This window comes from Streptomyces sp. NPDC059787 (genome assembly GCF_042732315.1).
In the GTDB taxonomy this organism is placed as follows: Bacteria; Actinomycetota; Actinomycetes; order Streptomycetales; family Streptomycetaceae; genus Streptomyces; species Streptomyces atrovirens.
The window spans coordinates 13,015-35,169 of sequence record NZ_JBHWHX010000065.1 but is presented as its reverse complement, the minus strand read 5'-3'; the positions used below and the strand labels follow the sequence as shown (position 1 = coordinate 35,169).

Annotated in this window: 19 protein-coding genes; 8 read left to right on the top strand and 11 right to left on the bottom strand. The window is 73.1% G+C overall.

The genetic code is table 11. The features are described from left to right. Positions 1 to 166: 166 nt before the first annotated feature. The 3 genes from ACFV5H_RS34835 to ACFV5H_RS34825 form a co-directional block, all read right to left on the bottom strand. Complete coding sequence (locus ACFV5H_RS34835; protein WP_385198749.1) at positions 167 to 580, bottom strand: SSI family serine proteinase inhibitor; 414 nt, start codon at positions 578 to 580, stop codon at positions 167 to 169. Further along, complete coding sequence (locus ACFV5H_RS34830) at positions 577 to 1,920, bottom strand: M14 family zinc carboxypeptidase (protein ID WP_385055226.1); 1,344 nt, start codon at positions 1,918 to 1,920, stop codon at positions 577 to 579. The genes ACFV5H_RS34835 and ACFV5H_RS34830 overlap by 4 nt, the downstream gene beginning before the upstream one ends. Positions 1,921 to 2,057: 137 nt before the next feature. Then, positions 2,058 to 2,609 (bottom strand): FHA domain-containing protein, encoded by a 552-nt coding sequence (locus ACFV5H_RS34825; RefSeq protein ID WP_385055204.1) that lies wholly within the window; start codon positions 2,607 to 2,609, stop codon positions 2,058 to 2,060. A gap of 175 nt (positions 2,610 to 2,784) precedes the next feature. Here ACFV5H_RS34825 and treZ point away from each other — a divergent pair, with 175 nt between their 5' ends. Beyond that, positions 2,785 to 4,530, top strand: coding sequence for a malto-oligosyltrehalose trehalohydrolase (gene treZ / locus ACFV5H_RS34820; protein WP_385198747.1), 1,746 nt, complete (start codon positions 2,785 to 2,787; stop codon positions 4,528 to 4,530). Between the two features lie 170 nt (positions 4,531 to 4,700). Here treZ and ACFV5H_RS34815 read toward each other — a convergent pair whose 3' ends face one another. Together ACFV5H_RS34815 and ACFV5H_RS34810 are read right to left on the bottom strand one after the other, a co-directional pair. Beyond that, positions 4,701 to 5,660 carry an aminoglycoside phosphotransferase family protein gene (locus ACFV5H_RS34815; protein ID WP_385055210.1) on the bottom strand — a complete coding sequence of 320 codons (960 nt, stop codon included), beginning with the start codon at positions 5,658 to 5,660 and terminating at the stop codon, positions 4,701 to 4,703. A gap of 50 nt (positions 5,661 to 5,710) precedes the next feature. Then, complete coding sequence (locus ACFV5H_RS34810; protein ID WP_385198745.1) at positions 5,711 to 6,838, bottom strand: aminopeptidase P family protein; 1,128 nt, start codon at positions 6,836 to 6,838, stop codon at positions 5,711 to 5,713. Positions 6,839 to 7,027: 189 nt separating this feature from the next. On the opposite strand from ACFV5H_RS34810, the gene ACFV5H_RS34805 reads away from it, so the two are divergent. Further along, the gene (locus ACFV5H_RS34805) at positions 7,028 to 7,783 is read left to right on the top strand and encodes a metallophosphoesterase (protein WP_385055216.1); all 756 of its coding nucleotides are present in this window, start codon (positions 7,028 to 7,030) and stop codon (positions 7,781 to 7,783) included. Here the strand turns inward: ACFV5H_RS34805 and ACFV5H_RS34800 are convergent. From ACFV5H_RS34800 to ACFV5H_RS34780, 5 genes are all read right to left on the bottom strand, one after another. Then, entirely contained in the window at positions 7,776 to 8,348 is a 573-nt protein-coding gene (locus tag ACFV5H_RS34800; protein ID WP_385198743.1) for a PDZ domain-containing protein, read from the bottom strand. The two genes, ACFV5H_RS34805 and ACFV5H_RS34800, sit on opposite strands and share 8 nt — an antisense overlap. 46 nt (positions 8,349 to 8,394) lie before the next feature. After that, positions 8,395 to 10,554 (bottom strand): germacradienol/geosmin synthase Cyc2, encoded by a 2,160-nt coding sequence (cyc2, locus tag ACFV5H_RS34795; protein ID WP_385055221.1) that lies wholly within the window; start codon positions 10,552 to 10,554, stop codon positions 8,395 to 8,397. 313 nt (positions 10,555 to 10,867) lie between these two features. Then, a complete protein-coding gene (locus ACFV5H_RS34790; protein WP_385198741.1) occupies positions 10,868 to 12,046 on the bottom strand; it encodes a damage-control phosphatase ARMT1 family protein in 1,179 nt (392 codons plus the stop codon). Between the two features lie 41 nt (positions 12,047 to 12,087). Beyond that, positions 12,088 to 12,735 carry a ScbR family autoregulator-binding transcription factor gene (locus ACFV5H_RS34785; RefSeq protein ID WP_385057631.1) on the bottom strand — a complete coding sequence of 216 codons (648 nt, stop codon included), beginning with the start codon at positions 12,733 to 12,735 and terminating at the stop codon, positions 12,088 to 12,090. A gap of 256 nt (positions 12,736 to 12,991) precedes the next feature. Then, positions 12,992 to 14,803, bottom strand: a complete 1,812-nt coding sequence (locus ACFV5H_RS34780) for a S8 family serine peptidase (RefSeq protein ID WP_385198739.1) — start codon at positions 14,801 to 14,803, stop codon at positions 12,992 to 12,994. Between the two features lie 379 nt (positions 14,804 to 15,182). Between ACFV5H_RS34780 and ACFV5H_RS34775 the strand changes: the two genes are divergently transcribed. The 6 genes from ACFV5H_RS34775 (at position 15,183) to ACFV5H_RS34750 (ending at position 21,130) form a co-directional block, all read left to right on the top strand. Beyond that, positions 15,183 to 16,073, top strand: coding sequence for a lytic polysaccharide monooxygenase (locus ACFV5H_RS34775; RefSeq protein ID WP_385198737.1), 891 nt, complete (start codon positions 15,183 to 15,185; stop codon positions 16,071 to 16,073). Positions 16,074 to 16,336: 263 nt separating this feature from the next. Continuing rightward, positions 16,337 to 17,332 (top strand): substrate-binding domain-containing protein, encoded by a 996-nt coding sequence (locus ACFV5H_RS34770; protein WP_385057637.1) that lies wholly within the window; start codon positions 16,337 to 16,339, stop codon positions 17,330 to 17,332. Between the two features lie 51 nt (positions 17,333 to 17,383). Next, positions 17,384 to 19,732, top strand: coding sequence for a nitrate- and nitrite sensing domain-containing protein (locus ACFV5H_RS34765; protein ID WP_385198735.1), 2,349 nt, complete (start codon positions 17,384 to 17,386; stop codon positions 19,730 to 19,732). A 22-nt stretch (positions 19,733 to 19,754) separates the two neighbouring features. Further along, complete coding sequence (locus tag ACFV5H_RS34760) at positions 19,755 to 20,186, top strand: roadblock/LC7 domain-containing protein (RefSeq protein ID WP_085575286.1); 432 nt, start codon at positions 19,755 to 19,757, stop codon at positions 20,184 to 20,186. A 1-nt stretch (position 20,187) separates the two neighbouring features. After that, positions 20,188 to 20,547, top strand: a complete 360-nt coding sequence (locus tag ACFV5H_RS34755; protein WP_385057641.1) for a DUF742 domain-containing protein — start codon at positions 20,188 to 20,190, stop codon at positions 20,545 to 20,547. Continuing rightward, positions 20,534 to 21,130 carry an ATP/GTP-binding protein gene (locus ACFV5H_RS34750; RefSeq protein WP_385198733.1) on the top strand — a complete coding sequence of 199 codons (597 nt, stop codon included), beginning with the start codon at positions 20,534 to 20,536 and terminating at the stop codon, positions 21,128 to 21,130. Before ACFV5H_RS34755 ends, ACFV5H_RS34750 begins: the two co-directional genes overlap by 14 nt. Before the next feature lie 43 nt (positions 21,131 to 21,173). On the opposite strand, the gene ACFV5H_RS34745 is transcribed toward ACFV5H_RS34750, so the two are convergent. Further along, positions 21,174 to 22,133 (bottom strand): ABC transporter substrate-binding protein, encoded by a 960-nt coding sequence (locus ACFV5H_RS34745; protein ID WP_385198731.1) that lies wholly within the window; start codon positions 22,131 to 22,133, stop codon positions 21,174 to 21,176. Positions 22,134 to 22,155: the final 22 nt, after the last annotated feature.

The window sequence follows — 22,155 nt, the reverse complement described above, 5'->3', positions numbered from 1 at the left end:
CCCGCGGGAACGGCGGGAGCCGGGGCCCGCGGGAACGGCGGGAGCCGGGGCCCGCGGGAACGGCGGGAGCCGGGGCCCGCGGGAACGGCGGGAGCCGGGGCCCGCGGGAACGGCGGGAGCGGCGGAAGTGGGGGCCCGCGGGAGCGGCGGGGGTGGGGGCCCGCGGCTAGGCGATCGCGAAGACCGAGCCCGTACGGGCTGTCATCGTGCAGGTGTTCGGGAAGGTTTCCGTGTAGTCGACGGAGCGGCCTCGCCACATTCCGTCGGCGTGGGCGGTGACCGGCGCGTAGACCATCGGGCAGACGACGTCCTCCCTCGGCGGGATGTCGGCGATGCGGCCGTCCGCCGCGGTCAGTTCCGCGCAGGCGTCGGTGGCGTGTCGGTGGCCCCGGGGCGGGTCGCACCGCAGCATGGTGCCGTTCTCCCCGGTGGACGGCGTCTCTCCGTGGGTGACCGTGAGCATCAGCCAGCTGTCCTCGCCGGAGTGCCCGTCCGCCGCCCGCGCGGGGGACGCGCACGTGAGCAGGACGAGGGCGGCGAGCAGTCCCGCCCGTACCGCTTTCAATGAGATGTGCGTCATTCCCGATGCATCGGCACGACGGTGTCCGGACCCCACCCCGGCTCACCCGAACGGAAGATCTCGCGGCCGGCCAGCTCGAACGCGGCGAGGACGACCCGCGCCTGGTACTCGGCCTGGCGCGCGACCGCGATCCAGCGTGCCCCGGACACCTCCCGGAAGTCGGCGCACCGCGCGTCGATGAGCCGGTCCAGCTCCGGCAGCGCACCGGCCGGGTCGCGCCCGGCGCGCGTCACCAGCTGGTGCAGCAGCCCGGCCGTGCGCACGGCCAGCCGCCGTCCGGAGAGGCGCAGCGCGGCGAGGCGGGCCGTGGTCATGGGCGGCAGCGGACGAGCAGAATCGTTCCCGCAGTCGGGGTCCCACGCGTCGGCGAGCCCTGGGCAGACCAGGAGGTAGTCGTCGACCGGGGCGAGCAGCCGCGCCGCGTCGGGGACGCCGGTGAGGTACGGCCGTATGCGGGCCGTCAGACCGGCCAGTAGCCGGGTGTCCTGGCGCAGGGTGCGGCTGACGGACCGCAGCTCCGCCTCCACGCCGGCGTGCGGGGAGCCGTCCCCGACGGCCGCCACGCCCCACATGGGTGCCTCGACGACCGCGGTGACGGTGCCGTGCCGGTGCGGGTGGAACCACGTCGACTCGACGGCGGCCTCGGTGATGGCGGCGGCGAGGTCACGGCGGTGCGGGGGCGGGATGCGGTAGACGGCGGGGCCGAGCCCGGGCCAGTACAGGGCGTCGTAGGCGCCGAGCTCGCGCGGGACGCCGAGGCGGGCGGCGATGCCCGCGACCCGCCGGTCGAGGCCGGGCAGGTCACGGGTGAGCTCGACGAAGCCGCCGCCGACGTCGACGCCGTGCAGGGAGCACTGGAGGAAGGGCCGCAGTTCGTCCTGGAGGGCGAGCAGGGCGCGGGTCTCGGGCAGCGCCGCGGCGGCGGCGCCGTCGGGCAGCCATTCGGGCTGTTCCAGGAAGCCGGGCCGGAAGAAGTTCCGGAAGTGGTGGCCGAGGGTGTACGGGCCGGTCAGCCAGCGCTCGTTGCGTCGCAGTCCGTCGGGGTCGAGACAGAGCAGCAGGTTCCAGGTGGCGTCGGCGCCCTCGGTGAGCCGGGGGTCGGCCAGGGCGCGCTCGGCCAGACGCAGCACGGTGGCGCCGCCCACGGGCTCGTTGGCGTGCGGCCCGGCGACGACGAGGGCCTGGCGGCTGCCGTGGCCGACGCTGAGCAGCCACAGGGGGATGCCCGCGCGGGAGGCGCCGACGCGGCGCAGCCGGGCGTCGCGGGGCTGCCGGGCGACGAGGGCGGCGGCCCGCGCGCCCAGTTCGTCGACGGTCGGGTAGTGCGGGAGGGGCGGCAGGGCACACCTCCACGAAGCGGTGCCGTCGTCTCACCGGGAGTGCATGACGTACGCACAGTCAGTCACGACTTCGGGGGTACGTCAACACCGCGACGATCGTGGGGATTTCGCCGGGGATCCGCCGGGACCCGCCAGGGTCAGTGCGCCGCGAGCCGGTAGGTGATCTGCCCGAAGCCGATCTGGTCGCCCTCACGGACGACGGCCGCGCCGACCACCCGACGCCCGTTCACCGTGGTGCCGTTGGTGGAGCCGAGGTCCCGCAGCACCCAGAGGCCGCCCTGGTGGCGGAGTTCGGCGTGCACGCGGGAGACCGTCTCGTGGCTGAGCCGCAGTCCGCTGCCGGGATCGCGGCCTATGCGCAGGGGGTGGCCGCTCGTCGGGTGCGGCAGCAGCAGCTTGGGGAGTTTCTCGGCCTGCCAGGCCCGGCGCAGCCGCACGGTGAACCCGGAGACGGCCTCCACGCTGCCGAACACCAGGCGGGAGAAGCGGCTTTCCCGCGGGAGGTCGGCGATGAGCGCGGCGAGTTCGTCGGAACGGCGCGCCACGAGCGCGAGTTCCATGCGCCGGACGAACGTGTCGTGGGACAGGCGGCCCATGGCGACGCCGTCCCGCAGCACGCTCAGCGCCTTGTCGCGCTCCGCGTCGGAGAGCCGCGCGGGGTACGTGTGGAACTCGAAGGACGACGTCACGCCGCTGATTGTCGGTCAGTGACGGCCGGGCTGTCCAGAAAGCGGGGAAACGGCCGCACGCGCGGCCGTGCCCGGCGACACCCGCCGCAAAAGGGCGGATCCCCCGGCGAATTGATCTCCGATGGCGCACGATGGACGGACTACCTCACGGTGAGCAGACGAAGGGGAACCGTCCGTGCAGTTCGAGGTGTGGGCACCACAGGCCGGCCGAGTGACGCTCGAGTGCGACGGCGTCACCCGGGCGTTGGAGCGCGATCCGCAGCGGGAGGGGTGGTGGCGGGGGGAGGCCGAGGCGCACGACGGCTCACGGTACGGCTTCGCGCCGGACGACGGCCCCGTCCTGCCCGATCCGCGCTCGCGCCGGCAGCCGGACGGTCCTGACGGCCTGAGCGCCGTCGTCGACCACGACCGGTTCGACTGGCGTACGGAGTGGGCGGGACGCCCGCTGCCCGGCGCGGTGCTGTACGAGCTGCACGTGGGCACGTACACGCGCGAGGGCACCTTCGACGCCGCCGCCGAGCGGCTCGGCCATCTCGCGGAGCTGGGCGTGACGCATGTGGAGCTGATGCCGGTGTGCCCGTTCCCGGGCCGGCACGGATGGGGGTACGAGGGGGTCTCGCTGTGGGCGGTGCACGAGCCGTACGGCGGGCCCGAGGGGCTGAAACGGTTCGTCGACCGGGCCCACGCCCTCGGCCTGGGCGTCGTACTGGACGTCGTGCACAACCACCTGGGGCCGTCCGGGAACCATCTGCCGCGCTTCGGGCCGTACTTCACGGACACCCATCACACCCCATGGGGCGCGGCGGTCAATCTGGACGCGCCCGGCTCCGACGAGGTGCGCGCGTTCCTCGTGGACAGCGCGCTGGCCTGGCTGCGGGACTACCGGATCGACGGGCTGCGGCTCGACGCGGTGCACGCGCTGGCGGACATGCGCGCGTGCCACTTCCTGGAGGAGCTGTCCGGGGCCGTGGACGCCCTCGCCGCCGACACCGGCCGGCCCCTGTTCCTGATCGCCGAGTCGGACCTGAACGACCCCCGGATCATCAAGCCCCGCGCGGAGGGCGGCCTCGGGCTGCACGCACAGTGGAACGACGACTTCCACCACGCCCTGCACACCGCGCTGACCGGTGAGGCACAGGGCTACTACGCCGACTTCGCGCGTGCCCCGTTCGCGGCCCTCGCCAAGACGCTCACCGGGGGCTTCTTCCACGACGGCACGTACTCCGGTTTCCGGGGCCGGCGCCACGGCCGCCCCCTGGACCGCAACCGGGTGGCCGCGCACCGGCTCCTCGGCTACAGCCAGACCCACGACCAGATCGGCAACCGCGCCCAGGGGGACCGGCTGGCCGCGCTCCTCTCCCCCGGGCTGCTGGCCTGCGCGGCGGCCCTCACGCTGACCGCTCCCTTCACGCCCATGCTGTTCATGGGCGAGGAGTGGGCGGCGGGCACGCCCTGGCAGTTCTTCACCGACCACACCGATCCGGAGCTCGCCAAGGCGGTGAGCGCGGGCAGACGGCGGGAGTTCGCGGCGCACGGCTGGGCCGAGCAGGACGTGCCGGACCCGCAGGACCCCGCCACCCGCGACCGCTCCTGCCTGGACTGGTCGGAGCCGGAACGCGAGCCCCACGCGCGCGTGCTGTCCTGGTACCGGCTCCTCGTCGCCCTGCGCCACGAACAGCCGGACCTCACCGACCCCGACCTCGGCGACACCAAGGTGGCCTACGACGAGGAGCACCGCTGGCTGGCCTTCCGGCGGGGGGACGTCCGGGTCGCGGTGAACCTCGGCACCGAGCAGGCGGCGATCCCCCTGGGCGTCCCCGACGCGCGCGTCCTCGCGGCGTGGGAGCCGGTGGAGACCCCGGGCCCGGACGGGGTGCTGCGGCTGCCGGGCCGGTCGGCTGTCGTCCTGCTCCAGGGCTGAGAACCACCCGGCGCTCGCGAAGGCCGCGACACGCCTGCCCCGGCCACACGGTCCGGTCCCGCTCCGGTCCCGGCCCCGGTCCGGGAACGGAGCGGCCTCACCGGCGGCCGGGGCGGGTGGGTCGCGTCGTGGCCGGGGTCCCCTCCGGGGGATCGCGCCGGGCGGGCCCTCTACGGCGCGTCGTCCGCGCGGCCGAGGTCCGTCACCCTTTCCAGCATGATCGGCTCCCAGGCGTGCCGCAGACGGGTGCGGAGTGCGGGCGGCGGGGCGGTGCGGCCGGTGAGGGCCTCGGCGAGGTGGTGGACGGAGTCGCAGCGGGCCAGCCACAGGCCGCGCAGGCAGGGGCGGGCGCCGTAGCCGGCGAGGGTGGCGGCGCGTACGGCGGCCGGGGCGCCGACGGCGAGCGCGAGGCCCGCGATGTCCTCGGCGGGGTCGCCGACCACCGCCGCGTCCCAGCCCAGGACGCCCCGTACGCGGCCGTCGGCGCTCACCACGAGGTGCCCGCCGGTGAGGGCGTGGTGGGCGAGGACGGCCGTACCGGGCTGGGCGGCGAGCTGGACCGCGGCGGGCGGGGTGAGCCGGCTCAGCCGGCCCGGGTCGAACTCGTCGGCCTCGGCGAGCCGTCCGGCGGCCTCCCCGGCGGCCCGGCGCAGGGCTTCCAGGGAGCGCGGGGGGACGCGCGGCACGCCGAGCGTCTCCGCCTGCCGCACCGGCACCTCCCGCAGCCCCGTGAGCAGCCCGGCCAGGTCGGCCTCGCCGACGGCGGAGACGCGGTGCTCCTCCGCCGTCCCGCCGGCCAGCCGGGTGTCCAGGACGCAGAGCAGACCGGGCGCCCACTCGCCGTGCGCCACGGCGGACGGCAGCGCGACCGGGACGTGCGGGCGGACGAGGTCGCGCAGCCGCAGTTCGCGGCGGCGGCGCACGCTCGCCTCACGGTCCGGGGCGAGGCGCAGCACATGGCGGGTGCCGACCCACCAGGTGGCGGGCTCGGCGCCCGCGGCGACGGGCCGGACGTCGGGTCCGGCGGCGGACTGCGCGCCGCCCGCCCCGCCGCCCTTCCCGCTGTCCTTCAACAGGGAGCGGGCCAGTCGGCGGACGGTGTCCGCGGTGGGTGTCGGTGCCTGGGTCATGATCGCGCCGTTGCCGTTCGGGGAGGCAGGGAGGGGACGGGTGGAGCCGTTCAGTCCACTATGACCATCTCCCGCGCGGTGTTGTTCAGCCGCCGTCCGCCGTCCCCGGTCACGGTCACGATGTCCTCGATGCGCACGCCGAACCGGCCGGGCAGATAGACGCCGGGTTCGACGGAGAAGCACATGCCGGGGACGAGGGGCTGCTCCTCGCCCTCGATCATGTAGGGCGGTTCGTGCGTGGTGACGCCGATGCCGTGCCCGGTGCGGTGGATGAAGTACTCCCCGTACCCGGCACCGGCGATGACCGCGCGGGCGGCGCGGTCGACGTCCTGGCAGGCGGCCCCGGGCCGCACCGCGCGAAAGCCCGCCTCCTGCGCCTCGCGCACGAGGTCGTGCACCCGGCGCTCCTCCTCGGTGGGTTCCCCGACGTGGACGGTGCGGGAGGTGTCGGATCCGTAACCGTCCTTGAGGCCGCCGAAGTCGAGGACGACCATGTCGCCGCGTTCGATGACGCGGTCGCCGATCTCGTGGTGCGGGTTGGCGCCGTTGGGTCCGGAGGCGACGATCGTGAAGTCGACCTGGGAGTGTCCGAACCTGCGCAGCAGGGCGGCCAGATCGGCCGCGACGTCGGTCTCCCGGCGGCCGGCGAAGGTGACCTGCCTGATCTCCTCGAAGGCCGCGTCCGCCGCGGCCCCGGCGGCGGCCAGGAGCTCCAGCTCCGCCGCGTCCTTGACGGCGCGGAGCATCGGCAGGGCCTCGGTGAGGGAGGCGTACGAGGTGCCGGGCAGCGCCTTCTGCAGGCCGAGCAGGTGCATGGCCCAGGCGTTGTCGCTGATGCCGAACCGCCCGTCCGCGTCCAGCAGGGCGGCGGTGGCGGCGTAGGGGTCCTTGCCGTCGGTCCAGTCGCGCAGGGTCAGGGCACGGGCACCGGGGGCGTGCTCGGCGTCCGGGGCCTCCAGGGTGGGGACCACGAGCACGGGGTCCCGGCCGGCCGCCAGGACCAGCAGGGTGAGCCGCTCGGTGACGGCGGTGGGGGTGTAGCCGGTGAGCCACACCAGGTCGGGGCCGGGTGCCACGAGCAGTCCGGCGAGCCCGGCGTCGGCGGCCTGCCGCGCCGCACGCTCCATGCGGGCCTCGTAGTCGTCGGCGGTGAAGGACACGGGCACGGCGCCGGTCATTCGGGGGCCTCCCAGGGCGACAGCGGGTTACGGGCAGCATCCTGCCCGGCGGGCGGGGGTGACGCGAGCCGGTTCACGGTGTTCGCTCCGCGACCCACCACAACTAATGGCGAAGCATTGCCCTCCCGTTACATCTAATGGTTTGATCTCACCGAACCGTTAGCAGGCACATCGGGGAGGCATACGACCGTGCTCGTACTCGCGCACATCAGCGATCTGCATCTGGACGGAACCGCGCGGGCGACGGAGCGCGCCCGGCGGGTGCGGGACCGGCTGTGGGAGTTGCCGGTCCCGCCGGACGCGCTGCTGGTGACCGGGGACATCGCGGACCACGGCACCGAGGCCGAGTACGAGGAGGCCGCCCGCCTGCTGGGGCTGCGCGACGGGAACGCCCCGTTCCCGGTGCTGACCTGCCCGGGCAACCACGACAGCCGGGCGCCGTACCGCAAGGCGCTGCTGGGCCGGCCGGCCGCCGACGGGCCGGTCAACAGCGCGCATGTGCTGGACGGCGGCGCGGTGCTGATGTGCGACTCGAGCATCCCGGGCCACGACGACGGGGAACTGGACGCCGGGACCTGTGCCTGGATCGAGTCGACGCTCGACGGACTCGACGACGGCCTTCCGGTCCTGCTCGCCTTCCACCACCCACCGGTACCGCTGCACCACCCCCTGCCCGATTCCTACCCCCTGCGCGCCCCGGAGCGGCTGGCCGCCCTGCTGGCACGCCGCCCCCAGGTCGCCGGACTGATCACCGGTCACGCCCACACCCCCGCCGCCACGACGTTCGCGGGCCGCCCGGTGCTGGTTGGGCCGGGCGTGACCTGGACGCTGCGGCTGCCCTGGGAGGGCGAGCAGATCGCGGACCGGGACGCCCCGGTCGGGCTCGCCTTCCATGTACTGGACGACGAGGGCCGGCTCACCAGCCACTTCCGCGTGGTCACGTGACGATGCCGGGGACGGCCGTCAGCCGCTGGTGGCCGCCGCCCCGACGGCGCACCGTCAGTTCCACCTCGTCGCCCGGGCGGGCCCGGGCGACGGCGCGTGCCAGGTCGGCGGCCGAGTCGACACGGGTGGTGCCGAAGGCGAGGAGGACGTCACCGCGTACGAGACCGGCCGAGGACCCCGGGCCGGGCACGTGCACGGCGACGACCAGCGCCCCGGGTCTCCTGTCGTCGGCCACCTCCACGCCGAGCCTGGTGACCACGGGCGCGGACGGGGCGGACCGCGGTACCGCGGACGGGGCCGGGGCCGCTCCGGTCTGCCGCTTCGGCTCGGTGAGCCCGCCCGCGCCGACGACCGTGGCCCCCACCGCCCCCAGCCCGGCCCCGGACAGCACCAGGACCACCCCCGTCAGCACCCCGAGCAGCATGGTCACCAGCCGCCGCCCGCGCCGCCGTTCGGGCCGCCGGGCGGGCGGGCCGGAGTCCGGCCCGTCCCCGGATCCGTCGCCGCCCCCGCCCCTGCCCCCGTCGCCGGGCACCGGCCGGGGCCGCAACACGGTCTGTTCCATGGTTCGCCTCCGACGGCAGTGCGGGCTGTGCTGGCGGTGCCGGGTGTCAGACGAGGACCGGTGGTGCCGGTGAGCGGTCCGGAAGGAAGCCGTGGACCCGGCCGGACAGGTACTCGTCCTTGTAGCGGTCGACGTTGCGGTGCCAGTTGAGGATGCCCGCCATCCAGTTCCGCAGGTCCGTCACATAGCCCCGCATGATCGCCCGCGCCTCGTCCGACAGCTGGAAGTCGTCGTGGACGACGGGCAGTTCGTGCTCCACGACGTGCTCGAACTGGCGCATGCGCTGGTTCATCAGGTCCTGCACCACGGGCAGCGCGGTCGGATAGTCGACGCCGAAGAAGTTCTGCACCACGAGGACCGCGTTGTGCATCTCGCCCTCGAACTCGATCTCCTTCTGGTAGGAGAAGATGTCGTTGAGGAGGCACGCGTAGTCGATCGCCGCGTTCTCCAGGGAGCGGACGGGACCGCTGCGGTAGACCTCCGGCGGCACCGCCGGTCCGTGTCCGGCGCGGCAGAGCCCCAGGGTGAGGTCGGAGCCGAAGGTGGCGCGCCGCATCTCCAGGTAGTCCACGGGGTCCGGGACGCGGTTCTGGATCTGGTTGGACAGCTCCCACACCCAGGCCTCGGTCATCGTGTCGACGGCCGACCTCAGGGGACGGCGCTCGTCGGGCGTCATACCGGCCGTGGTGCGTGCCCACAGGTCGATCAGGGCCCGTTCCATGGCGTTGACGGGCGGCGGCGGGACCTCGTCGGCGTCGAGGGGCATGCAGGCCGACAGGCGGGCCGTGGTCAGCCGGGCGGCGGCCAGATCGCGGCGGTGTCCGTAGACGAGCGGGTAGTAGTCGTCGCCGTAGGTGCCGAAGGCCAGCCAGCCGGAGGCGAGGTCGAGCTGCTCCTGGGTGGCGTCCGGGTCGAGGCCCGCCGCGCACAGGGGCAGGTCGCAGCTCTCCAGCTTGTCCTCGTCCCAGACGCCCTCACCGAGGATGCCCATCCGCCGCGACCACTCCAGCAGGTGCCGCCGCGCGCCGTCGAGGGCGGGGCTGAGCTCCAGCGGGAACGGCATGCGGATGTCGGGGATGATCGACGGGCCGACCTTCCGGAACGGCACGTGCGTGTGGGCGCGCAGCCGCTCGGCCCCCGCGCCGGCGAGCAGCGCGCCGACGTCGGCGGCGGACGTCCCGGGGCCGGACGGGGACTGCCAGGGGGCGGCGGACCGTGCGCCCTCGTTCATGTAGCGGCTGGAGCGCAGATGCCATTCGTGGCCGCCCGACTGCCAGTCCTGCAGGCCCTTGGTGTACGCCCCGACGGCCACGGTCTCGGCCGGGGTGAGCCCGTTCTCCAGCGCCACGGCGGGGACTTCGGTGAACGCGGTGTGCTCGAACTGGTGGAGCCGCGAGGTGAGGACGTCGCCCACGATGTCGGCGGCCTCCTGGGTGGTGCAGCCGAAGAAGGTCTCCAGGACGAGTACGCCGTTGCTGAGTTCGCCCTCGTCCTCGACCTCCCGCTGGTAGGAGAACAGGTCGTTGCGCAGGTGCACGGCGTCGGAGAAGGTCTCCATCAGCACCCTCAGCGGCCTGGTCCCGGCGACGGCGGCGGGCACTTCGGCGGTCGCGTACTCCACGAGCCCGGCCGACCAGGGGGCGCCGCCCACCTTGCGGCGCATCTCGATGTATTCGACGGGGTTGGCGATCCGCCCCTCGTTGATGTTGGACAGCTCCCACATCGACTCGTTGAGGAGGTGTTCGGTGGCGAGGGCGAACCGGCGGCGCCAGTCGGCGGACATCGCCGGCACGGTGCGCGCCCACAGGTCGGCGAGGCCCGCCTCGACCGGGTTCTCCGGTTCGGGGACGGGGGCCGCCGGGTCGAGCGGCATGAACAGCGGCAGCCGGTCCAGGTGGGCCTTGCCCGCGGCGCGGTCCTGGGTGCGTTTGAACTTCTCCAGGAAGTGGTCGTCGAAGAAGAAGACCCACACGTACCAGTCGGTGATGAGCGACAGGGCGGGCCCGTCGCAGTCGGGATGGGTGTAGGCGCAGAGCAGGCCGTAGTCGTGCGCGTCGAGGTCGGCCTGCTCCCAGACCCCGCTGCCCTCCAGCATGCCCATCTCGCGCGCCCACCCGGTCGAGTGGGCGCGGGCCTCCTCGACATGCGGGTTGAGCCGCGCGGGATGCGGCAGGTAGAAGTGCGGGAGTTCGAACGGCTGCGTCATGGCCGGGGGCTACCCGCGGCCCGGTGGCGGCATCCACCGGGCCGGACATGATCACACCATCGCGTGAACCGTGCCCCGTACGGGAGTCGTGGGGCCCAGGGGGTGTCGTTTGGATCAGGCCGGCTTCAGGCGACGGCGCCATGCAGCCGAGTCGAGCGGGGTCCGGTGCGTGCAGCTGCAAGGCGGAGGAGGGCGCCAGGGCGGAGCCCTGGCAACCGACGACAACGCCGCTGGGGGCACCTCCCACGCCCTTCGGGCAGTGGGGGAGTGCGTGCCGGACCCCGCGACCCCGGCAAGATCCAAACGACACCCCCTATGTCCGGACCTGGATCAGCGCGTGGGTGCCGCCGGTGCGCCAGCGCTGTTCCTCCGCCGCGACCAGTGCCGCCTCGGTGCCGGCGGTCAGTCCGGTGATCACGTCGGACTTCAGGGTGCGCAGGGCGGCGACCGGGCCGGGGAAGTAACCGGTGACCTCCGCGAAGGGGGTGGTCGGGGGCCAGTACCGGTCGCCCACGAGGCGACGGTAGTTGAGGTCGCCCTTGACGACGGTGAGCGCGGCGGCGGCGAAGTCCGCGCGGAGGTCGTCCGGCATGTCCTCGTACGGCAGCGGCGAGCAGGAGAACGGGTGGGCGCGGAGGGTGAGCCGGCCGTCGGTGAGCGCGGCCCACAGGCCGTGGCCGTACTCGGCCGCCGCGCCCTTGGCGTCGGTGAGCCGGCGCACCGCGTCGATCACGTCGGCGGTGGTGGCGTCGGAGACGTAGTACGGGTACGGCTTGACGTGCAGCACCGCCCGGCCGATCCGGCCGCAGGCCAGCAGATGGGCGATGAGCAGCAGGTCCGGGACGAGTTCACGGCCCGCGTTGTCGGCGACCAGGCACAGCGTGCCCGTACCCGGGGTGCCGAGCAGCGGCCACAGCCGTTCGCTGTCGTCGGCCACCAGGGCGGGGACGGCGGCCGTCTCCTCGGCACCCTCGGCGGACAGCCGGAAGCCGAGGTCGGCGCGGTTGCCCCACAGGGAACCGTGCAGCAGCGCGCGGGCCCGCTCCTCCTCCGGGCGGCCGGCGAGGTCGTCGAGCGCGGCCAGTTCCTCGTCCGTGGCGGGCGAGTCGAGTTCGGCGAGCTTGGAGGGGCGGAACGGGTCGATGCCCTGCCAGGGGCCGGGTGCGAAGTAGCCCACCGCGTGCAGCAGCCGGCGGTAGAACCAGCTCTCGGACCACAGCCACGGCACGTCGTACCAGGAGCGGCCGGCGTGGGTGTCCATCCCCCAGGTCTCCCAGTGCCGCCGGTCGTGCGCGTCGGCGGGGAGGGGGTCGATCGTGCCCCGGGTGCAGTCGGCGAGCAGGGCGTCGAGCGCGCGGTGCTGCCAGGGCTCGTACGGGAAGGCCTCGCGCACCTGCCGGATGATCGCGGGGTGCCGCTCGGCCAGCACGCTGTGGGGGAAGGTGCCGGGCTCGTCGGCGACGATCACGGGTGCGGTGGGGTGGTCGGACATGCGGCTCACCGTAACGCGCGCCGGTCGTCGCGCGCCGCGGGTCACACCGGAGCGATCTCCCGTTCCAGTCGTGCGGCCAGGCTGAGATAGCGGGCGCGCCGGGTGACGGGGACCAGGCCCCGGATGAGGATCTGCCACATCTCGGCCGTACGGCGGGGCTGCCGGGCGACGGATTCGCGGGAGCGGCCGACGACGCGGGTGCCGACGAAGAAGCAGACCAGGGAGTGCGCCACGACGTCGATGTCGACGTCCGGGTGGACGTCGGACTCCTTGACGGCGCCGAGGAGCCGGGCCGTGACGATGTCCAGCCACTCGGTGAAGGGGTGACTCAGCGGGGGGCGTGGCCGGGTGCCGCCGGTGGCGAGCCGCAGTCCGGCCCGCAGGACGGGGTCCTCGGCCGACATCCTGGCTATGCAGAAGGTGAGGCGCATCAGCGCCTCCAGGGAGGTGTGCCCCCGGACCTCGGTGTCCCTGGCCAGCCGGCGGCTGGTCGCGGACTGCAGTTCCAGGATGGCGTGGGCGAGGTCCTCCTTCGCGGCGAAGTGGAAGTAGAGGGCTCCCTTGGTGACTTGGGCGTGCTCGACGATGTCGCTGAGACTGGTCGATTCATAGCCCTGCCGGTCGAACAGCTCGGCGGCGGCCGTGATGATCGTCGCGCGGGTCTGCTCGGCGCGTACCTGCCTCGCCATCGCCTGAACTCCTGAGCCGGAAAGGAACGGGTCATGCTGTTTGTTTTCACGCCGGGTACACGATATCTCACCCTGCGCCCATGTTCACCACGCGGGTATCGCAACGGACTTGGACACATCAGGCAAAACAAACGCGATCTCTGAAAGAAAACGGCGCGTCCGGTATCTAAGTGTGTCAGGTGCGGGGGCAAAAGAGAACGGCGGGCCGACCGGTGCCCCATCCGCACCGGCCGGCCCGCCTGTTTCGGGGGGTGGCTCAGAAGGCCAGCCGCCAGCCGTTGAGCCGGCCGGTGTCGTAGGAGGCCGTGTCCCGCACCCGCAGCTTCCAGATGCCGTCGGCGGTCTCGCCGGAGGCGTTCACCGTGTAGGTGGTGTCGACGTCGTCCGCGGAGTCCGAGCCACTGGCGGACTTCAGCCGGTACACCGAACCGTCCGGTGCCACCAGGTCGACGACCAGGTCACCGCGGTAGGTGTGGGCGATGTCCACGCCCACCTGGAGGCCGGACGGCGCGTTGCCGCCGCGGCCGCTCACGGTGATCGGGGACTCGATCGCCGAGCCGTTGTCCGGGATGGCGACGGCGGTGGTGCTGGAGTACGTGGAGCCCGTGGACGTGCCGCCCTTGACCGCCTGGACGGTCCTCGCGGCGTCCGCGAGGCCCGCGCCGCAGCCGCCGGAGCAGGTGCCGGGCAGCGCACGGGCGTTGGACTTGACCGCCGACTCGATCTGGGCCGGGGTGAGGGCGGGGTTCGCCGACTTCATCAGCGCGGCGAGGCCCGCGATGTGCGGGGTGGCCATGCTGGTGCCCTGGTAGTGGGCGTAGTTCTCGGTGGACGGGGTGCGGGCGCCGGAGTTCAGCGTGGACAGGATGCCGTCGGACGCGGTCGTGGTCTCGCCGCCGGGTGCGGAGACGTCCACGACGGAGCCGTAGTTGGAGTAGTGGGCGCGGTTGCCCGAGCGGTCGGTCGCGGCGACGGTGATGACGTTGCCGCAGTTCGCCGGGGAGGAGTTGGCGGCGTTCTGGTTCTCGTTGCCGGCCGCGACGACCACCGTGGTGCCCCTGCCGACGGCGCCGTTGATGGCGCTCTGGGTGGCGGTGGAGCAGGCGCCGCCCCCGCCGAGGCTCATGTTGATGACCTTGGCGACATTGGAGTTGGCGGGCACGCCGGAGACGGTGCCGCCGGACGCCCAGGTGATGGCGTCGATGATGTCGGAGTCGTAGCCGCCGCACTTGCCGAGCACCCGCACCGGGGAGATCTTCGCGCCGTACGCGATGCCGGCGACGCCCTTGCCGTTGTTCGTGGCCGCGGCGATGGTGCCCGCCACGTGGGTGCCGTGCCAGGAGGAGCTGCCTCCGGTGGCCTGGCCGCACTCGCCGGCCGCGTACCAGTCGCCCGGGTCGGCCGGGTTGCTGTCGCGGCCGTCGCCGTCGACGGAGACCGCGGTGTCGGAGATGAAGTCGTAGCCGCCGACGATGTTCGCGGCGAGGTCGGAGTGGGTGACGTACCCGGTGTCGATGACGGCGACGGTGACACCGCTGCCGGTGGTGAGGTCCCAGGCGCCCGGCACGCGCATGCCGGCGGTGGACTCGAACAGGTCCCACTGCTTGCCGTACTCGGTGTCGTTCGGTGTGGCCAGCGGCTTGTTGAGCCGGTCCGGTACGACGTAGGCGACCTGCGGGTCGGCCCGGTACTCGGCGACGACGTCGGCGACGTCCGCCGTGGTGGGCTTCGCGCCCAGGTCGACGAGGGCGGCGCCGGTGCCGAGGCGGCGCCGGAAGCCGACGTCCTCGCCGGCCTTCTCGCCCTTGGCGGCGGCGTCCGCGGCGGCGGCCTTGTCCGACTTCGCCTCGGCGGCACCGGACTTGTAGCCGACGATGAGCCGCTCGGCCGGGGTGCCCGGGGCGGCCTCGGTGCGGGCCGTGGGGACGGCCGGCGCGTCGGCGGGGGTGTCCTGGGCGACCGCTGCCTGGGCGGAAGCGGCGGTCAGCAGGGCGGCGGAGAGGGCGGCGACGGATATCAGCTTCCGTCTCGGGGAGGAGCCGCGGGGAGAGCTCGATGAGGTGCGCAAGGGGGGTGCCTTTCGTGCCGGGACTCCGGGCAACGCGGAGTGTGGGGAGGAGAATCGATTCGCTTCGTCGTCTCGTCATCTCGTCGTCGAAGCAGCGTGGGGTGAATCGAGGTGCGGCAAATCGGCCGGCCGGGCGCGAGCAGCGGTCCGTCCGGGGTCACCGGTGGGCCGACTGCGGTCGAACGATAGGCAGCGCCCGGGCCGCCCGGATACCGGGGAAACCCTCGATCCGGGCGGGAAACCACCCTCGCCGAAAGGCGGTCGACCAGGAACGGACCGCTATGCCCGCATCGCCGCGGAGATGAACGCGCCGGGCTTTTCCTCCGTACTGCACGGAAGAGTTCCCCGCGTTCCCCGCCCGCCGAAGGAGGCGGTCCGGATGCCCCGGACGACCGCACACCGCACCGCGCTCGTGACGGCCCTCGTGACCCCGCTGCTGCTGCCGCTGTGGGCGGCGGCGCCGGCCGGGGCCCACGGGGCGCCGACGGATCCGGTGAGCCGGGTCGTGGCCTGCTCGCCCGAGGGCGGCGACCGCGCGGGGTCGGCGGCCTGCCGGGCCGCCGTCGCCGCGAACGGGGCGCCGTTCACGGAGTGGGACAACCTGCGGGTGGCGGACGTCGCCGGCCGGGACCGGCAGCGGATCCCCGACGGACACCTGTGCAGCGGCGGCCTGCCCGCCTACCGGGGCCTCGACCTGGCCCGTACGGACTGGCCGGCGACCCGGGTGGGACCCGGTGGGGCGCTGCCGATGACGTACGTCTCGACGATCCCGCACACCGGCACGTTCCGGATGTATCTGACGGAGCCCGGCTACGACCCGGCGAAGCCGCTCACCTGGGCCGACCTGCCCGAGGAGCCGTTCGCCGAGGTGACGGACCCGGCGCTGACGGACGGCGCCCACCGGTTCCGGGTGACCCTGCCGTCGGACCGGACGGGACGTCATGTGCTCTACACGGTGTGGGAGAACAGCAGCACCCCGGACACGTACTACTCGTGCTCGGACGTGGTGTTCCCGGAGAGGGAGAAGCCGGCGGAACCGGCAGGGGAGAGTCCGGCGCGACCGGCACGGGAGAGTGCGGCACCCCCGTCACCGTCTCCACGCCCCTCGACGGCGAGCACCCCGACGCCCCGTACCGCCACGACCGCCGCCGCGCACACCACCGCGGCCGCCCCCTCCGGGCCCTCCGCCCCGCTGCTCGCGGGCGGTGCCGCCACCGTCCTGGTGCTCACCGGTGGCGTCGCGCTGGCCCTGCGGCTGCGCCGGCGCTGAACGGCGGGCGCCCGCAAGGGGGCCGGAGCCGTTCCGTACCGTCCATTCGGTTCGGCGGCGGACAACAGCCGCACCGCACTCACGGTTCATCACAATGCGGCAGCATCGCCTCACTTCACGTGGCTGTTCACTTGACGACCAGTGGTTCCACAGGGTTGGCTCCGGGCCAGCGAGAGTCACCCGGTCGGCGCACGCACCCCGCGCGGTTCCGTCCGTGCTCTCCCCTGCTCTTGCTCGGCCGCACAGCGAGGTCCGTACTCTCCATGAACACTCGTCCCCCGTCCCCACGCCTCCCGATACGCCGCCTGGCCGCCCTGGCCGCCGCCGGTCTGCTGGCGACCGGCTGCTCGGCCGACGACTCCTCGGAGTCCGACGGCGCGGGCGCCTCCGGTGCCGGACGGATCAAGGTCGCGATGGTCACCCACGGCAGCGAGGACGACGCGTTCTGGGACCGGGTGAAGAAGGGGGCCGAGGCGGCGGCCGCCAAGGACGGCATCGAGCTGACGTACATGAGCGACCCGGACCCGGCGGGACAGGCCGAGCTGGTCCGCGAGGCGGTCCGCGACGGTGTCGACGGCATCGCGCTGACGCTGGCCAAGCCGGCGGCCATGAAGGGCCCGGTCAACGAGGCACGGGCCGCGGACATCCCCGTGGTCGGTCTCAACTCCGGTATCGACGCCTGGAAGTCGGCGGGGCTGCTGGAGTTCTTCGGCCAGGACGAGAGCGTGGCGGGCCGGGCCGTCGGCGACAAGCTGGACGAGCTGAAGGCCGAGCACGCCCTGTGCGTCGTCCACGAGCGTGGCAACGTTGCCCTGGAGGCCCGCTGCGCCGGCGTGAAGAAGGCGTTCGGCGGGACGACGGAGAACCTCTACGTGGACGGCACCGACATGCGCGCCGTCTCCGGCATCATCACCGCCCGGCTGCGGCAGGACTCGAGCATCGACGAGATCGTCACCAACGGGGCGGACTTCGCGCTCACCGCGGTCGACGCCGTCGCGGAGGCGGACAGCAACGCCGACGTCTCCACCTTCGACCTCAACAACGACCTGGTGGACGCCGTGCGCGGCGGCAACGTCCAGTTCGCCGTCGACCAGCAGCCCTATCTGCAGGGCTATCTCGCCGTGGACGCGCTGTGGCTGTACCGGACCAACGGCAACATCAGCGGCGGCGGGGTCGCGCCCGTGCTCACCGGGCCCGCGTTCGTCACGAAGGCCAACGCGGCCTCGGTCGCCGGGTTCGCCGCCGACGGAACCCGCTGACGGTCCGGCCCGTGCGTACTTCCTCCCCCATCCGACCGCTCTAGGACCACGATGTCTCCACGGACAGGTGCCCGGCGCCGTCTCGGCTCCATACGTCTCTCGTTGTTCCTCCTCGCCCTGGTGCCCAGCGTCACCCTCGCCGGCATGTGGGGCCTGACGACGATCCAGATGTTCTCCGAGGGCCTGCAACTGCGTTCCCAGACGGAACTGAGCCGGTCGACCGGCGCGATGGGCACGCACGCCGCGCTCGCGCTGCAGCAGGAGCGCAGGCTCACCGCCGCTTGGCTGGCCGAACCGGACACCCCCCGGACCGCCCTCGACGCGCAGCGCGAGAAGACCGACGAGGCGGTGGCGAAGCTGGTCGGTCAGGCGGACGCGATCGCCGAGGCACCGGCGCGCATCTCGGACCGGCTGTACGGGGTGCTCGGTTCGGTGGGCAGCCTGGAGTACTACCGGGACCAGGTGGACACGCCCAGCGACATCACCGCAGAGCAGGCGCTCGACCAGTACACCTCGATCATCGACGACCAGATCCACGCCTTCCAGGAGCTCTCCCAGGTCGACGACGGGGACCTGACCTCGCAGGCCGAACCGCTGATCGCGCTGGAGCACGCCGCGGAGCTGGTCTCCGAGGAGGACGCGCGGCTCACCCTCGCCTGGCCCGACGGAGAGCTCGACGCGGAGAGCTGGGGCAAGTTCGCGGAGCTGGTGCACACCCGCCGCTGGCTGGTCTCCGACCAGATCGAGCCCTCCCTGCGCGGCGAGACCAAGACACAGACCGAGCGGATCCTGCGGAGCACCGAGTGGCGTGCCCTGGAGGCGGTCGAGGACCAGGTGCTCGCGACCGCGCCCACCGGCAAGAAGCGCGACGTCGAACTGCCGGACCTGCGGGAGCAGTGGGAGGAGGCCATGGACCGGGTCTCCCCGCAGTACGCCACCATGATCCGGCAGCAGACCGACGCGCTGCTCACCCGCAGCGCCGACGAGGCCCGCAGCCTGCTGATCACGGCCGCCGCCCTGAGCGCCGCCGGACTGCTCGCGCTGCTGCTGTGCGTCGGCCTGTCCTGGCGCATCACCCGCTCGCTGTCCCGCCGGCTGCGCGGGCTGCGGGTGGCCACCCTCGGTCTGGCCGAGGAGCGGCTGCCCGATGTGGTGGCCCGGCTGGAGCGGGGCGAGAAGGTCGACGCGGAGTCGGCGACGACCCCGCTGGACTACGGCCACGACGAACTGGGCCAGGTGGCCCAGGCGTTCAACACCGCGCAGCGAACCGCCGTGCACACCGCGGTCGAACTCGCCGACACCCGGCGCGGTTTCCAGAAGGTCATCCTCGGCATCGCGCGGCAGAGCCAGAACCTGGTCAACCTCCAGCTCAGCAAGCTCGACGCGCTGGAGCGCCGGCACACCGACCCCGAGGTCCTCAAGGGCCTGTACGAACTGGACTCCACGGCCAGCCAGTTGCGCCGGTACGAGGAGAACCTGGTCATCGTCAGCGGTGAGCGTCCCGGCCGTTCCTGGAGCGAGCCGGTCGCGCTGATCGACATCGTGCGCAGTGCCGTCGGGGAGGTCGCCGAGTACCAGCGAGTGGAGGTGCTCACCGAGGAGGAGGTGTCGCTCGCCCCGCCCGCGGTGGCCGACGTCATCCATCTGCTGGCGGAGCTGATCGACAACGCGACGGTGTACTCGCCGGCGCCGAGCCCCGTCACGGTGCGGGCGGCGATGGTGGCCAAGGGCCTCGCCGTCGAGATCGAGGACCGTGGCCTCGGCATGTCGGACGACGACTACGCCTCCCTGAACACCCAGTTGGCCAAGGCTCCGCAGTTCGACGTGGTGGCGCTCGCCGACGACCTCCGGCTCGGCATGTTCGTGATCTCCCAGCTCGCGCACCGGCACGGTGTCTCCGTGACCCTGCGTTCCTCGCCGTACGGCGGGACGACGGCGATCGTGCTGATCCCGCACGAGATCGTGGTGCCGGACGTACCGTCCGGCGGTGGCCGGCAGGAGACGCGCACCGAGGCCGTACGGGACCGTGCGGACGACCGGCGCGAGGAGCCCGTGGCCGCCGGCGCGGAGCAGGCCGCGGCGTCCCGTACGGCGACCGCCGTACGGACCGCCCCCGCACCGGCCGTGCCGGTGCCCGCGCCCCGCCGGGACGGGCTCACCCCGCTCCCCCGCCGGGTGCCGCAGACCAGTCTGGCCGCCGAGCTCCGCGAGGAGTCCGTCCCGGACGCCGAGGACGACTCCGGCGACTTCACCGCGGAACACGCCGCCTCCTCCCTCGCCGGCTTCCAGCGCGGCACGTCCCAGGCGCGGGACGACGACACCGACGCGGACGGTACGGCCGCGCCGGCGCACGCGCCCGCCGCTCACGTCGAGCCCCCGACTCCGCCCGCCGACCGCTGACCGTTCACGAAGGAACACCGTCATGACACGCCCCATCCCCGCCACTCACACCCAGCTCGACCAGCTGCTGACCGGACTCGTCGAACGGGTCGCCGACGTGAACCAGGCCGTGGTGCTCTCCGAGGACGGACTGGTGGTGAGCAAGTCCACCGGCTTCCTGCGGGACGACGCGGAACGCCTGGCGGCGACCGCGTCCGGTCTGATGAGCCTCAGCAAGGGCGTCAGCATGGACTTCCGCGGCGGCCCGGTGCGCCAGGCGCTCATCGAGATGGCGCACAGCTACCTGATCCTCACCTCGGCCGGTCCCGGCGCCCATCTGGTGGTGCTGACCGGTCCGGGCGCGGACGTCGGCGTGGTGGCGTACCAGATGAACATGCTGGTGAAGAAGATCGGTGAGCATCTCAGCGCGGCCCCGCGGGACATCGCGGGGCCGGCCGTCGACCCCGGCGTGTGAGGTGGGTGGAAGCGACTCGGCGGGCCGGCTCGTACGGCCGTTCACCCTGACCGGTGGCCGGACCCGGCCCAGCCGCGCCGACTTCACGCTCATCACGACGGTGACGGCGGTGGATCCGCAGCCCGAGGGGGCGGCCCGGCCTCAGCCCGAGCACTCCCGGATCCTGCGGCTGTGCGCCGAGCCGGTGGCGGTCGCCGAGCTCGCCGCACGTCTCGACCTGCCCATGAGCGTGGTCGTCATCATGCTGTGCGACCTGCTGGAGGCGGGCCGGATCACCGCCCGTCCGCCGCACCCCGTGGACCGCACCACCGTGGACCTGGATCTGCTGCAGAAAGTGAGGGAGGGCCTTGGCCGGCTCTGACACCACCGCGCGGGCGTCCGCCGGGCGTTCGGCACCCGACACGGTCAAGATCCTGATCGCCGGTGGTTTCGGCGTGGGCAAGACGACCATGGTCGGCTCGGTCAGCGAGATCGCCCCGCTGCGCACCGAGGAGCCGCTGACCATGGCGGGTCTGGACGTCGACGACCTGAACGGCGTCGAGGAGAAACGTGCCACCACGGTCGCCCTGGACTTCGGCCGGATCAGCGTCTCGGGCGATCTCGTGCTGTACCTCTTCGGCACGCCGGGGCAGCAGCGGTTCTGGTTCATGTGGAACGACCTGGCCGTCGGCGCGCTCGGCGCGGTGGTCCTGGTGGATGTGCGCAGGCCCAAGACCAGTTTCGCCGCGATCGACTTCTTCGAGCGCCGGGGCATTCCGTTCGTGATCGCCGTCAACGGCTTCCACGGGGAGCACCCGTACCCGGTGGAGGACATCCGGGAGGCGCTGGCGCTGCCGGACGGCGTGCCCGTGCTGCTGTGCGACGCGCGGGAGCGGGAGTCGTGCCGGGACGTGCTGATCGCACTGATCGACCGGCTGATCGCGCAGGCGGCCCCGGCGCGGTGAACGGCCCGTGGGGTGCGGCCGGTCGGCCGCACCCCGGGCGGGGTCAGTCCAGGCCGGCCGACTTCAGCCAGGCCTTCGCCACGTCCAGCGGGTCCTTCTTCTCCAGCTGCACCTGGGCGTCGAGGTCGAGGAGGGTCTCGGTGTCCAGCTTCGCGGATACGGCGTTCAGCGCCTCCACGCCCTCCTGCGGCAGCCCTTCCTTGCTGACCAGCGGGGTGACGTTGGCGAAGCCGAAGAGGTTCTCCGGGTCCTTCAGGACGACGAACTTCTCCTTGACGATGGTCGGGTCGGTGGTGAAGACGTCCGCGGCCTGGACCTCGTTCCCGGTGAGGGCCGCCTGGGTGAGCGGGCCACCCGCGTCGAGCGCCTTGAAGGACTTGAACTTCAGTCCGTAGACGGTCTCCAGGCCCTTCAGCCCCTGCTGCCGGGTCTGGAACTCGGGCGAGCCGCCGATCACCATCTCCGGCGCTATGTCCTTGAGGTCGGCGAGGGTCGACTCCGTGGTGAGGCCGTACTTCTTCGCCGTCCCGGCGTTGACGGCGACCGAGTCCTTGTCCTCGGCGGGCGAGGACTCCAGCAGCGTCAGGGACTTGTCCAGCTTCGCCTTGGCGGCCTCGTTCACGGCCTCGGCGGACTCCTGCCCGGCCTTGGGGTCGAGGTAGGCGAGGAGGGAGCCGTTGTACTCCGGCAGGACCGTGATGGACCCGTTCTTCATCAGGCCGTACGTCGTCTCACGGCTGCCGATGTTGTGCTTGTAGTCGACCTTGAGGCCGGCGGCGCGGAGGGCCTCGCCGTAGATGTCGGCGAGCAGGGTGGACTCGGCGAAGTTGTTCGAGCCGACGACGACGGTGCCGGCTTCGGCCTTCTCCCCGTCGAGGGGGTTGTCGGAGGTGTCGCCGGAGGAGGAACAGCCCGCGAGCAGCGCCGCCGCGGCGGTGAGCGCGACGGCCGCCGCGCCGGTGTGCCTCGTCCTGGACCTGCTGCTTTTCGCGGTGGAAGTCATTCGCCGATCCAATCCAGCCGGG